This window comes from Phytobacter sp. MRY16-398 (genome assembly GCF_003925915.1).
In the GTDB taxonomy this organism is placed as follows: domain Bacteria; phylum Pseudomonadota; class Gammaproteobacteria; order Enterobacterales; family Enterobacteriaceae; genus Phytobacter; species Phytobacter diazotrophicus.
Window position 1 is genome coordinate 729,067 of the sequence record NZ_AP018756.1, and the last position, 13,912, is coordinate 742,978.

The following is a 13,912-nucleotide window of genomic DNA, read 5'->3' on the forward strand; positions in this document are numbered from 1 at the left end:
GACTGGCGTGGGCTAACGCGCTAAAGTCCCGGCCCCTGGTCAATGAGGAAAAGTCTTTGCGCTTGTGTGGCACGTCATCGCGCAGAATGGACTGACCCCACAACAGTAGACATTTCCTGTCCTCACGACGAGGCCTGTTCAAAGGCCTCCGGACTGACGCCGCCGAGGTGGCTGTGACGCCGGGCCCGGTTGTAGAAGACTTCAATGTAATCGAAGATATCGGCCCGGGCCAGATCCCGGGTTTTATAGATACGTTTTCTGATCCGTTCTTTTTTCAGCGAACTGAAGAACGATTCGGCCACCGCATTATCCCAGCAGTTGCCACGCCGGCTCATGCTCGGTGCCAGGTTATTGGCCCGGCAGAAGCGCTGCCAGTCGTCACTGCCGTACTGGCTGCCCTGATCGCTATGTACGATAACCTCGCCGTCCGGTTTTCGACGCCACACGGCCATCATCAGAGCGTCCAGCGCGAGTTCGCGAGAGAGAGTGGGCTTCATCGACCAGCCAACCACGTTACGGGCGAAGAGATCGATAACCACCGCCAGATACAGCCAGCCCTGCCAGGTGCGGATATAAGTAATATCGGTGACCCAGACCTGATTGGCCCGGACAGCGGTAAACTGCCGCTGCACACGATTAGGCGCAACCACTGAAGGTCGGCCAGCGATACGACGCGGCGCTTTATAGCCGCGCACGGCTTTAATCCGGTTCAGTTGCATAATACGGCCCACCCGGTTTTTGCCGCAGGTTTCACCGATCTCATTCAGATCGCCATGAACCCGACGATAGCCATAGACGCCACCGCTCAGGGAATATGAATCACGGATGAGCGTCAGCAGACGCTGGTTATCTTTATCCCGCGCAGAGACCGGATTATGCAGCCACGCATAAAACCCGGCCCGGGCAACGCACAACACCCGACACATCGTCATGACACCCCATACAGTGCGGTGCTCATTGATAAAGCGGTACTTCAGTCGGGCTCCCTTGCAAAGTACCGCGCGGCCTTTTTCAGAATATCCCGTTCTTCCTCAGTGCGCTTCAGCTGTGCCCTGAGCTTCAGGATCTCGCTTTTAGCTTCCAGTAAATCCCGGGCATGCTGTTCGCTGTTATCAGGCTTGATAGCCCGTAGCCACTTGTAGAGGCTGTGCGCAGAAACGCCCAGACGGTCGGATACTTCAGCAACAGAATAACCGCGCTCCGTTATCTGACGGACGGCTTCTTCCTTAAATTCAGGTGTAAATCGTGGTGTGCCCATACGCTCCTCCTATACTCAAACTATAGGGCAGGATCGTCTACCGGGGTGGGGTCAGTCCAACTATAGGGCAGGATCGTCTACCGGGGTGGGGTCAGTCCAGAAAAACGTCACATGTGAAGCTGATTTTGGGGCCAGGTAACAGATTTGACCATCAATTGCAGACTCTTCGCCATTTCAGGTCATAGTGAAGAGGTGATTATTAGATGGTTAATTTAAGGATACGAATATGCCAACAGTAATTGAGAAAGCATTGGACTTTATTGGCGGTATGAACACATCAGCCTCAACACCACATTCCATGGATGAGAGTACAGTGAAGGGGATGTTTAAGTATCTGAAAGAGCTTGGTGTTCCAGCTCACGCCGAGGAGATTATCGCGCGAGGGGAGCGGGAAGGGTGGCACCCGGAGTTCACAAAAAAAGTGGCGGGATGGGCGGATAAAATCGAGTCCGCTGACCGCGTGGTGATTAAAAACCCTGAATACTTTACTTCGTATATGAAGGAAGAGCTGCGCGCGCGGGTGAACGTCGAGTTTGACCCGGCAAGTTAAGCGCATCTCAGTTCGCTTCTCACATGGATTTTAATACGACAAAGGGCCTCTGTTTTCACTTAGGCCCTTGAATTTGGTGGCCCCTGCTGGGTTTGAACCAGCGACCAAGCGATTATGAGTCGCCTGCTCTAACCACTGAGCTAAGGGGCCGTGGCGGGCAATTATAAAGTAACTTCTCCAGGCGATCCAGCATCAACATTCCATCTGGCTGTTTTATAAACAACGCATTATCAATCCTTTATACTTAAGTTCCGCATCCAACATCGGGGAAATAGATAGCCTCGATATTCTTGTGCCAGGGCTGCGCGTTGCTTTCTACAGAATGAATTCCGGCAACCCCTCAGGAAACACATACAACGAGCGGTGGAAGATCAACTGATCCTGTGTGGCTTAGGTTCGGCTTTAAAAGCCGATGGCAGTGGGTAGGATGAGCGACGTTCAAACGGGTGAAGTCTGCTTAAACATAATGATGACTCTTAACTCTTGGTACTCATTGCTCCGTACTCTGGAAATTTTGAAGAGAATGCCGCGCAGGTTGACTCCCGAAGACGACAACATTTTGCTATCGATGCGTCTCAAATTTGGGAGCTTCGAAAGCTCAGCAGCCTAAACAGAACAACATACAAGATTTATCATGAACCACCCGCCACGTGATTGGTGAGGCGCTATAAAACTAATTTTTGCACTAAAGCATCACTACAACTAATGAATGAAATCTATTTTAAATAACCATCAACTTGTCGTTTTTTCAAGTTAGTTGACTAATGAGGTTCTTAATTATTCTTTATCGTAATACGTTAGCTCAATGCATATTCAATGTTAAATGCAATATATTTTGGTTGTAAAAATGTATAAGTTTGGCAGGCGAAATAAATATCATGAAATATTTTTCATATCAATATTATTCATGAAATTATGAAATATTTAGAAGTTATTCGTTTTGTGAATTTTAAATATTTTTAACTAGCTGATATTAAAAGATTTTATTAGTTTTTTGAACGAGCATCTATAGTTATAGAACTTATTAATTAATATCGTTATATTAATAGATTATAACTTATAGGATCTATCCGGATACCTCGCTACATTTATAGCTGATTTGGAAGTTCAGTAAGTTTGTATCAGGAAGATACCCGCAATTTTTATCCTTTTGTCTTTACCTTCCTGTCAGGAATTTCATTCCCAAAATGCGAAAATTCGCCAGGTTAAAAAATTAGCAAGATAAATTTATAGTTTTATTTATACGCATCCCCCGAGCATGCTGGTAGCTAAAGCCAGGGGCGGTAGCGTGTCTCATGACATGAAGGTTGCATCACTAATGGTCAGAAGTGGGTTAGAAGTTCAGCAAGCGGCTGTGAAAGCGCTGTTCCTGCGCGAGATTAAAACGCGATTTGGTAAGTACAGACTCGGTTACTTTTGGGCAGTTTTAGAACCAGCAGCACATTTGCTTGTCCTCATGGTTATTTTTGGTTTCATAATGCACAGAACGATGCCAGATATATCATTTCCCGTATTTCTACTAAATGGCATTATTCCCTATTTTATTTTTACCAATATAACCAATCGCTCGATTGGTGCTATCGAGGCGAATCTGGGATTATTTAACTATCGTCCAGTAAAGCCAATTGATACAATCATTGCCAGAGCATCTCTGGAAACCTTAATATATGCCGCTGTATATTTAATACTTATGGCGATAGTGTGGGTTTTGGGGGAGGAGTATTCAGTAACTAATATTCTTATATTAGTATTTAGTTGGTTTTTATTAATTATATTCTCATGTGGACTGGGTTTGGTTTTCATGGTCCTTGGTAAAACCTTTCCAGAACTTGCAAAATTTTTGCCTATAGTGTTGAAACCTCTATATTTTATATCATGCATTATGTTTCCAATCCACTCAGTTCCTAAAGAATATTGGCATTATCTTTTATGGAATCCAATTGTTCATGCTATTGAGCTCAGCCGAGAATCTGTTGTCGCCGGATATTTGACCGATGGCGTTAGTTTGGGATATTTAGCTTTGAGCGCAATAATAATGCTTTTCATTGGGTTAGCGTTGTACAGGACACGTGAAGAGGCGATGTTAACATCATGATAAGAATTGAAAATCTCACGAAATCCTACCGCACTCCCCAGGGGCGCCATTATGTCTTTAAAGATTTGAATGTTGAGTTGCCTGGCGGTAAAAGCGTTGCACTGCTTGGACGAAATGGAGCAGGAAAATCAACACTTCTTCGCGTTATAGGAGGCATAGATAGGCCTGATAGTGGCAGTATATATACGAATAAAACAATATCCTGGCCTGTGGGGCTATCTGGTGGTTTTCAGGGCAGCTTAACAGGGCGGGAAAACGTTAAATTTGTTGCACGCTTATATTCTGAGAAATCAGAATTAAAAAATAAAGTTGATTTCGTTGAAGAATTTGCAGAATTAGGTAAATATTTTGATATGCCAATCAAGTCTTATTCCTCAGGGATGAAATCCCGGTTGGGTTTTGGTTTAAGTATGGCTTTTAAATTTGATTACTATCTCGTCGACGAAGTTACAGCAGTAGGTGATGCCAGATTTAAGCAGAAATGCTCAGATCTTTTTAAATCCCGCCATTCTGAATCCAGTTTCTTAATGGTGTCACATAGCTTAAATTCTTTGAAAGAATATTGTGATGTTGCTCTCTTCTTAGGTCGAGATAATGTTGTTCATTATTTCGATAATGTCGAAAATGCAATTAAAAAATATTTGGAAGAAGAAAAGCTTTAGAAGTAAAAAACGGCCATAGTCAAATGCTTACTGCAATAATTCCAATCGATCTAAAACGTAGGTCGAAAGATCTCATCGAAAAAGCGCTAGTGTTAGCCGAGGTTGCTCAGCAATCTAACGTTAAGATAATATTTGGACATAATAACCGTGGAACTCGCTATGATTTTGAATTAATTTCTCGGTTACAGAGATATCCATATGTGCAGATGAATTCTAAAAAAAATGTGTCTGAATATATTAATTCATCTTTGTTACGAAATTTAGCATTTGAACTGGTTGATACGGACTATATAATTTTACTTGATGTGGACATTTATCCAGATTTTGATCTTTTTATAAAATACAAAGATAAAATTGAAAGATCGATAAGACCATTTTACGTATTACCATGTCTTTATCTTACTGAATATGGGACCACGCTTTTAAGGAAAAAAAAGGTTTCCGTTGAGGGAATGAAGAAAAAATTTTTTGATTTCTCCCGTAAAGAATTTTTGCATCTGGCTAGCCCATCATCAATTACAATTTTGAAATCCGACGATTATAGGATGATAAAAGGGTTTGATGAAAGATTTCGGGGGCATGGGTATGAAGATTTTGATTTCCTCATACGATTATATGAATTACATGGCATGTTAAAAAAATTTAATGATTTCACGCTTGATAAAACGGAGAGATCGCCCCTGTTTGCGGTTGGCTTTAGAAGATATCTAGGAGAAGCTTGTCTTGAAGTTCTGCTTGAAAAAGATATGGCTTTTCATCTCTATCATGAAAAAGACGGCCATGAAGACTATTATTTAGCGCGTCAGGAAAATTATAAAAAACTTATCGAGGCACATTCACATAATGTTAGCGATCAGGAAGAAATAAATTCGACACTACTCGTACCTTTCGTTTCTCTTTGCGTTAATCAGGGCAAGAGTATTCATGATTATGCGATTTTCTTTGATAATAAACCTGGACATATAGATCGATTTGATACATTTAAAAGACGAATCAATTTTCTATTGAATAAGTGAAATTTTAATAGTGTTATCAGTTATAACATTAGGACGTTAAAGTGATTATAAAAAAATTAAGAAAAATGGTCAGGGAACCCAAGAAATTTATAGCTGACTCTAAATTTATAAAAAAGATAAAACCATGCGGATTCTGTTTAAATAATAATCCATCAATTGGGTTTATCATCATTGCAAATAATGAACAAGAAATTAACGATTCCGTTGAAAGCGTGGTTCTGGCAAATAAAACGTCAGGGTTAAATAGTCCATACGTGATAATTAATAGCAGCGAAGTTATAAATATCACTGATGAGATTCACTCAGCTGCAAGTAAAGTAAATACCTTTTATGTGAAAATCCTCGAGCAAGGTGAATTATTACATAAAAATTTCCTTAAAAATTATCATCTGTATAGTTTCAACTCTCAGTCAGCAGAAATAGTTTTACACGGATATACAAATGATGCTTCTGTTACACAACTCGATCCATTAATTGCCAATTTAAAAACGAGCGCAAATGTCGAAAACCTAACATCAAAGGATTACTTTTTTCCGTCATTGGCTGTGATTTTTTTTAAAACTAAATATCTTTATGAAATAAAAAAATTCATCAAACCAGATGCCATAGCAAGTAAGGTTATTAATGCTCTTAAAATTGCTGCTTTATGTGTGTTAGATTCTGATATCCATTTTATTCCAAATGCTTTTTCGTGTAGTAGTTCTGGCTCTAGTCTCGAATCTGAACTCCAGGAAATTGTAAAAGAAGGAAATTCGCTAAAAATATTATTATTTGAAATTAAAGATATTCTCAAAGCAAAACAATTTTCGAAACAGGAAAGTAAATATTTATTTTGCCTCATTCATAACCTTATACTTCTCTTACTTAAGAATAAAAAAGCTGACGAATTAATAAATCAAGACTTACAGGATGAAATCAAAACTTGCCTTGTTACAATTGTTAATTTACTTGGGGTCGATGTTTTAAAAGGCTATTCGGCAAAAAACTATAATCATGTGCATAAAATAGGGTATTTAAAACTCTTAGGTTTAGATGCTGAAAGAGATCTGTGCTACATCGAAGACGTCAACCTTTCAAACATGAGTGTTAAATTTAAAATTGCCTCACATCATGACACTCTTCCGCGATTGTTTTTAAATGGCAAAGAGACGATACCCTTGTCCGCAAAAGTAAGGGAATTAACCATATTCGATCTCTCCTTTTCCTTTGAAATCTATTTTTGGGTCTCCTACAATTCAACGACTCAGGAACTATCTTTGCAGAATGATTTTATCACCGGTATCATTGTAAATGGCAAGCGCTTATCAAAAGTCGCAATAGTTAGTATTATTAATAGCCACGTTCGTAAAAATGTACAGTCTTATGCAATAACGAGAAAAGCAAAAATATTGCGTTCTATAGCTACATCTTCAATTATAAAAAATAAGTATTCTAATTCCTGGTTGTTTATTGATAATGAATTGCGTGCAGATGATAATGCAGAACATTTTTATCGTTATGTTTCAAAATATCATCCAGGGGAAAAATGCTATTTTTTGATTAGTGAGCAATCTCCCGATTGGCAACGTCTTAAGAATGATGGTTTCAATTTGGTAAAGTTTGGTAGTTTAGCACATAGATTAGCGCTATTGAATGCAAAGTATCTCCTTTCATCACATGCAAATCCCGCAATTGTTAATTATCTGCCGCGCAAATATTATGCAGATATAATGAAATATAAATTTGTTTTTCTTCAGCATGGCATCACAAAAGACGACCAATCTGAATGGTTGAATAGTAGGAAAATTGATTATCTTGTTACTGCTGCACGACATGAATTTAGCGATATCTCTGGTCGTGGAAGGTATCGTTATACTTCTCAAGAGACAATTCTGACTGGCTTTCCTCGTTATGATAACCTCAGAAAGCGTGATGAAAGTAAAAAACAAATCCTTATAATGCCAACATGGCGTAAAAGCTTAGCTGGAGAATTAATAAGAAAATCCAGTAAGCGTATTAAAAACCCTGAATTTATCAATTCATTATTTTGTGAAATGTGGGGAGGCTTTCTCCGTTCAGAGCAGCTTCGCAAAACAACAGAGGATTATGGATATAGCATAATATTCTTACCTCATCCAAATCTAACTGATTATTTGTCTGAGTTGGCGATACCAGACTATATCCAGGTTGGAGATCTAACCAGTTGTAGTATTCAGGAAATATTTAAAGATGCAGATCTACTGATCACTGATTATTCTTCCGTTGCATTTGATGTTGCATATATGAAGAAACCAATAATCTATTTCCAGTTTGATAGTGCAACTTTCTTCTCTGAACATTCATACTCTAAAGGTTATTATGACTATGAGGAGCTTGGCTTTGGACCAGTAGTTGGTGATATTGATACACTAAATGCTGAACTTAAAAACACGCTTGCAAATAAATCTATATTGACCCCTTTTTATGATAAAAGAATTAAATCCTTCTTTCCTTATGATGATCATAACAACTCTTCGCGTCTCTTCAACCGATTAAAGAATGAAGGTGTTAAAGTTTATGACTGCGAAACTATTCTTGAATATCTTGAAAGATATACAAGTAACTTAGAGTTTAAATCTATAGACACATTTTTGAGTAGCTTCGAAACTAATTTAATAAAAATGCCTCTTTATCTCCATGACAGGCTAATAGAAGTATTTGAAGATATAGTTTTTATTTGTAAGCTTGATAATAATGATAATATTTTGTCAAAAATAGAAGTAATACAGGATAATATAACTTTTAATACGCCAACAGATTTTTCATTTGCAGATAGCTTTCAAGTTATACCTGATGCAATGCAATTTCTCAAATATACTGAAAACTATTTGTTAAAGCTAAAATCGCGTAAAGTATTTGAAAAAGGGTCTGATTTAAATTTATATAATTATTGCTGTTCGCTAATTTCATTCGTGGATTTTTATAATAAGCAGGATTACCAGGGAGCTTTAACTGTATACACTAGTAAATTAGAACGCAATGCTGAACAAAATCCAAGGAATGTAATGCTTTTAAATTGCTTGACATTAATCAAGAATGGGGAAGCACCGAAGGCAATAAACTCATTCTCTAGCTTAACGATGACTTCCGAAGAAAAAGAATACCTCCTTTCTGAAATCTATAAGCATCATCAGCCTGAGGATAGAATGAATCTTCAATTAAGCCAACTATTGCCGGTCAACGAAAACAGCATTATGGCTATAGAAACATTCCTACTTTTGAGCAAGAACACCCCGATAGATTTGCTGTGCCATTATAACGAAAAGAATGTGATGCCAGACTCTATTCTTATTCATTATCTTGATCGTTTGTTCAGAGAGAAAAATTTCGCAAGCATGAGTGCTATTCTTAATGATGAGATCAAGAAGAAATGCTATCTTATTTCAGATAATAATCGAGCAAAATATCTCTTCACGGTGTTTATATCTGAAGGAATCGAGAAATTCTTATCCGAACTCTTCATACTAACCGGAAATGACAATCTAGTGTATGTTTTGGAAAGCATGTTTATTAATAATGACGATATCGATTTAGACGTTATTTTTAAAATTATTGAAAGTGTTGTTGCTAAAGATCTTTATCCATTCTCATGTGCAGAAATATATCAATATGCTTTATTGTTTTTTAAAAAATCACGGCCTGGACTGGCTAAGAAACTTACTACCCTGTCAATTATAAAAAAACATGAGGAATTCTACAGCGATATTAAAAATTGGAAAGGGGCTGATGATTACAGAACTCTATTATCAGCAGTGTCTGAGTTGAATGATGCACTTGCTGGTTTAAATCGTATGCAATAGGGAAAATTAAATTTTCGGAAATTTAAAGAAATGAGATGGTTTACTCGCGATATTGTTATTGCATCTATGTTGTTATTCTGTATAACAAATGTATTGGCTTCGCAAAAGGAGCCAATTATTATTGATACGCGCAACAACATACAAGGAATGGTGATTAACCTGGATGGAGGTGTTTATACGTTAGAACACCAAAGTAATAATCCTATACCTTTAGTCTATTTGAATCAAGATGGGGAGCGTAATATAATATTAACTGATAGTTCCATCGGTCATCAAGGCATAGGTGTATACGAAGATCGCACGCGTGGAATGAATTTGATTTTTACCAGCAAAAAAAATTCACCATTTAGCGGGCTTGCTTTCCTGATCAAAAATGATGATCTTGTAATGAAGCGTGAGATCGTTTTTTTTGATGATTCTTTTTTCAAAAAAAATGAAGTAATACCCACGATTTCCAGTGATGGTAAGTTTCTAATAGTTCGCGGGCGATTCGCTTCAAGGAACATGATAATCAGAGTTTTTGATTTGGAATATATCGTTGACAAGATTATAAATTCAAATAAAGATATTATCTTTGTAACTTCGGGTTATAAATATCAATGGTCTTTGCCTGATAATATATTTACATATAAATCCGGCGAGTTAAGACCATTACAGGCAATTGCATCCAATGGAAAAATAGTAAGTATTGTTCTGGGCAATGCAAGAGTAAATCCTAAGGCTATTTATAATTTTACAATGGATGGAAATTTACTGGGCTCTAATACGAACGTTACTGTGGGTATGGACAGGGTTAAATCTTATGGTGAGGAAGGTTTTTTTGAACCAGAAGGCTTGAGTATAGACGATAATGGAATCTTATCAATACTAATGTTGATTGGTAGAAAAAATAACATCAGTAACTATATATATAAATATTCCGAAACTGATTAAAGATGATTTTATATGATGTTGCGGAATTTACCATTCTGGGTTTCCGGGAAAATATCGAAGAATGCATTGTCAATGTTATTTGCTGTGTTAAATAACATTATATTGATAATGGATTTTACAATATCTCATTCTGGATCACCAAAGATAAAATATGACAAGAATTATCAAATCCATTTTTACGGTATTGTCCTTAAAACTAGCTGATGGCGAGTGATTTACATCAAGTCACTTCACCATGTTTTGACTTTGTAATTCATTGCTAAGATGATTGACTTTTTTAATTACGAATCGCTTTATGCATTCAACATCCGTTTTTTCCCCATAATACACCGCATTTATCTGCGTATTCTCCAGCAAATACTCACGAAATTTCTTAAACAACTTCATGTCCGGCTTGAAATTTGCCGTCCAGAACTGGTGCAAGTGTCCCTGATATGTCATCCCTTTGATGTCATACAGGGCGTTGCCCATCACCTTCAACGGTTTGTTATGCACTAACGCTGAAATTCCCGCCGTACTGTTAATCGTCACCACGGCTTTGGCATGCGTCAGTAATTCCGGCATCGGTAAATCGTGGACATAAATTATGCGATTGGTCACGCCATACTTCTTGCTCAGCCGCTTAATCAAGGGGCCATACAGACGATGCCCGCGATCCATGGGGTGGTGCTTAATGACCAGCACATCGTCTTTCGGCGCTTTACGTGCAAACGAGAAGATCACATCGTTAATATAATCCCGGACATCAGCGTATGGGCTATGGTTGCGGATCTGACTATCGTTATAGACCTGCAAAATCGCAAGGTAATAGCGTTGATCGAATGTCGTCTGCAGCGTCTCCATTACGCCACGTTGTTTCCAGCCATACCATTGCTTACGCCACCATGCGCGCACCCAGCATTTTGCCTCGTACCATGGTGAAAAAGATTTGTGATGGCGATAATGCATGAACTCGTGTCTATAACGCCAGCCGACAAGATAATACCATGTCGCGTGGATGTAACGGCGGCCTGAGGACGGTTTCAGTGGCTGGGGTTCTGAGGGCGGGAAATCTGGCAAGCTCCGGTAAAAATCAGGATCACGGGGCAGGGGGGAGAAAGCATTCACTCCGCCTTCTTCAAGTGTAATAAAATGAGGCCGCAGATAGCCCTCTTCGAAAGCCAGGAAACGAATACCTTTCGCTTTCGCCCAGGCATGCGCCGCCCTATGCAATGGACGGCAGTCACCGAAGCACAAGATGGTGTCGAATGGATAAACCTTCCAGGTCTCTTTCAGCCAGGTCGGGAATTCCTTCGGCGTTTGTGTATAAGTAAGGTGCTGACGATGTCGACAATAAAAACGATCGCCACCATTAAATACAACATTTACCGCTTCGCGTTCCAGCGTCTCCAGCCAGTTGGCGACATCATTGAAGAAAGGCCCCATTGGTCCTTGCAACAGCAGATATTTTTTCCCAGCGAGTAATGTCTTAACGGTATTATTTTGCATCATCGTCCATGAGTCTCAAATTAACACTAACCAAAACGAACTTTGTAAAACATCAATAATTTGCGGTACTGTCTGGCTAATCGGCCGATATTTTTTTTCGTGATTTTCATTTCACCGCGTGGCGCGGTGCTCAGCCACATTACGGCCTCTTCTGCCTGCATTGGCTCCAGTCGCTGTGGATGGATATAAGTTGGATACGCGATAAGCGTTTGCCACACTAAATCCGTAAGACTGAGCTGTCGGGCGCGCCGGGGAATATTGTGCTCATCCTGAGTGAGTCCCCAGCCGGCATAAAAAGGCAGGCCATAGCAAAATACTCGCTTACCGTGCATTAAGGCTTCGAAGCCGGAAAGAGAGGTCATGGTGTGTAACTCATCAGCGAGTTGAATGCATTGAATGATATCGGCATCCAGCGCCTGGCAGTCGGTCCAACGGGCGATATCTTCCGCCACGACTTGCCCTTTACGGTTGTCAACCAACACATCCGGGTGCGGTTTAAAGACAACAAACGCGTCAGGATTACGCTCGCGTACCGTACGCAATAAATCCCGGTTGGTGTTAACAGATCTCGCCCCTGTCAGAATCGAGGCGTCATCCTCCACCTGACCGGGTACCAGAATGATTTTTTTACCGGTAGCCTCGGGCGGTAAGTGCCACTCCTGTCCAAGGTTGTATTTACTGACTTTGTTGCGCACAAGTTGTTGCAGAAGGGCTTGCGCACGCTCCCGCTGATGTTCGCTCAGGCTGCTGGCGTTCAGCAGGTTTTCCAGATCGCTTGGACGGGATGCGTCGTAATAGATACCGGTTTTATCCAGCACTAAAGACAGGGGGGCGAGCAAATCGGAACCCAGGCCGGAGGAGCGGATAAACCCGTCTTCCATCCGCCACAGTGGAATGCGCTGTGCATCTGCCTGCGCCTGCCATTTTTTCTCTCCCCTTGTACCCCAGGCAATAAGCGCGCTGGCTTGTCGACACTGCTTCGCAAAGCGTACCCGGTTCTCCGCTGTTTTCAGAAACGGCCTCAGTATTGCTGTTTTCCACAGGCTTAATCCCGGCGCCCATAGCGTGCCACGGCGTGACTGGTTGTGGTTACGCTGTAAGACCAGCCAGTCGACAACGCAGGCCAGCGTTGCAGGTTTTCCGCTTACCGGGTGTCGGTAACGGCAGTAGCGCAAATAGGCGGCGGTAAATAGATTGCTCAGTGTGGTCGGTTGTCGGCGTGCGGCAAGCTCACGGGCCTTTGGGTGACGGTCATCTGTTAGTCCCCAGCCCGCATACCATGGCTGCCCAAAGCAGACGACGGGTTTGCCTGCCAGCAACGCTTCAAAACCATACTGCGAGGTGACCACATACACCTTTTGCATGTGCCGCAGTAGCGATTGCGGGCTGATATCTTCGGCAAATACGCGCACACGGTCGTCGGATTTCAGGTTCGCAAAGTACCCCGCCTTTTTGCCGCATAGCACATCCGGATGCACCTTCACCCAAACCTCTGCGCTCGGATTTTCCTGCTTTGCTGTCTCAAGCATCTGCTGGAAGCTTTCCGGGCCGGCGTTGCCTTTGGTGACAGACATATCGCCAAACGTCTGGTCAATCACCAGCACGGCCTCTGGCATAATATCCGGTGCGACAAACGGCGGCGCCTGGTTGTATTTCGACAAATCATTGTCAACGATGGCGTGCATCATCGCCTGCGCTTCAGCCGCGAGCGGCTTATTGCCGTCATTATCTTTTACCAGGCATTCAAGCGAGCTCGGAACCGAAGCGTCGTAATAGATGCCTAAATGATCAACGACGATGGAGAGAGGCGGGCAACCCTGAACGCCTAACCCGAGAGAACGAATAAAGCCATCTTCCAGGCGAATAACCGGGAGACCAACGGATTGTGCCAGGGCAACAGGCTTTTGCGCGCTGGGGCGGTGGCCCCAGACGGCGATAGCATTCACCTGCTCGGGAATGGTTTTATAAGGCGAAAGCCGCACTGGTTCTCCAGGCAGAAAACTGGCCAGATGCGGAATGCGCCAGATACCCCCGGAATAAATACCCAGTATGTTTCTCGTTCGTTCCATCAATATCAATCCGTTGATTAAAG

9 protein-coding genes and 1 tRNA gene are annotated in these 13,912 nt (G+C 41.2%); 6 read left to right on the top strand and 4 right to left on the bottom strand.

Translation table 11 applies throughout. From position 1 onward, the window contains the following. Positions 1 to 122: 122 nt before the first annotated feature. Positions 123 to 1,258, bottom strand: a protein-coding gene (locus MRY16398_RS03530) for an IS3 family transposase (RefSeq protein ID WP_202816177.1) whose coding sequence is annotated in 2 segments (ribosomal slippage) — positions 123 to 1,012 and positions 1,012 to 1,258 — 1,137 coding nt in all. Because the reading frame shifts where the segments join, the coding sequence is not laid out codon by codon here. A gap of 226 nt (positions 1,259 to 1,484) precedes the next feature. On the opposite strand from MRY16398_RS03530, the gene MRY16398_RS03540 reads away from it, so the two are divergent. Further along, the gene (locus tag MRY16398_RS03540) at positions 1,485 to 1,808 is read left to right on the top strand and encodes a DUF1889 family protein (RefSeq protein ID WP_039078157.1); all 324 of its coding nucleotides are present in this window, start codon (positions 1,485 to 1,487) and stop codon (positions 1,806 to 1,808) included. Positions 1,809 to 1,882: 74 nt separating this feature from the next. On the opposite strand, the gene MRY16398_RS03545 is transcribed toward MRY16398_RS03540, so the two are convergent. Next, positions 1,883 to 1,958, bottom strand: a tRNA-Ile gene (locus MRY16398_RS03545). A gap of 1,168 nt (positions 1,959 to 3,126) precedes the next feature. On the opposite strand from MRY16398_RS03545, the gene MRY16398_RS03550 reads away from it, so the two are divergent. The 5 genes from MRY16398_RS03550 to MRY16398_RS03570 are packed head-to-tail and all read left to right on the top strand — an operon-like array spanning position 3,127 to position 10,332. Further along, positions 3,127 to 3,903, top strand: coding sequence for an ABC transporter permease (locus MRY16398_RS03550; protein WP_079497194.1), 777 nt, complete (start codon positions 3,127 to 3,129; stop codon positions 3,901 to 3,903). Next, a complete protein-coding gene (locus MRY16398_RS03555; protein ID WP_079497085.1) occupies positions 3,900 to 4,565 on the top strand; it encodes an ABC transporter ATP-binding protein in 666 nt (221 codons plus the stop codon). Before MRY16398_RS03550 ends, MRY16398_RS03555 begins: the two co-directional genes overlap by 4 nt. A 23-nt stretch (positions 4,566 to 4,588) precedes the next feature. Next, complete coding sequence (locus tag MRY16398_RS03560; RefSeq protein WP_079497086.1) at positions 4,589 to 5,581, top strand: galactosyltransferase-related protein; 993 nt, start codon at positions 4,589 to 4,591, stop codon at positions 5,579 to 5,581. A gap of 41 nt (positions 5,582 to 5,622) precedes the next feature. Further along, a complete protein-coding gene (locus MRY16398_RS03565) occupies positions 5,623 to 9,399 on the top strand; it encodes a CDP-glycerol glycerophosphotransferase family protein (protein WP_125123843.1) in 3,777 nt (1,258 codons plus the stop codon). Between the two features lie 30 nt (positions 9,400 to 9,429). Continuing rightward, positions 9,430 to 10,332, top strand: a complete 903-nt coding sequence (locus MRY16398_RS03570) for a hypothetical protein (protein WP_125123844.1) — start codon at positions 9,430 to 9,432, stop codon at positions 10,330 to 10,332. Between the two features lie 225 nt (positions 10,333 to 10,557). On the opposite strand, the gene MRY16398_RS03575 is transcribed toward MRY16398_RS03570, so the two are convergent. Both MRY16398_RS03575 and MRY16398_RS03580 read right to left on the bottom strand, forming a co-directional pair. Further along, on the bottom strand, positions 10,558 to 11,820 hold the full coding sequence (locus tag MRY16398_RS03575; RefSeq protein ID WP_107223697.1) for a capsule biosynthesis protein: 1,263 nt from the start codon (positions 11,818 to 11,820) through the stop codon (positions 10,558 to 10,560). A 26-nt stretch (positions 11,821 to 11,846) separates the two neighbouring features. After that, complete coding sequence (locus tag MRY16398_RS03580; RefSeq protein WP_125125627.1) at positions 11,847 to 13,871, bottom strand: capsular polysaccharide biosynthesis protein; 2,025 nt, start codon at positions 13,869 to 13,871, stop codon at positions 11,847 to 11,849. Positions 13,872 to 13,912 lie beyond the last annotated feature (41 nt).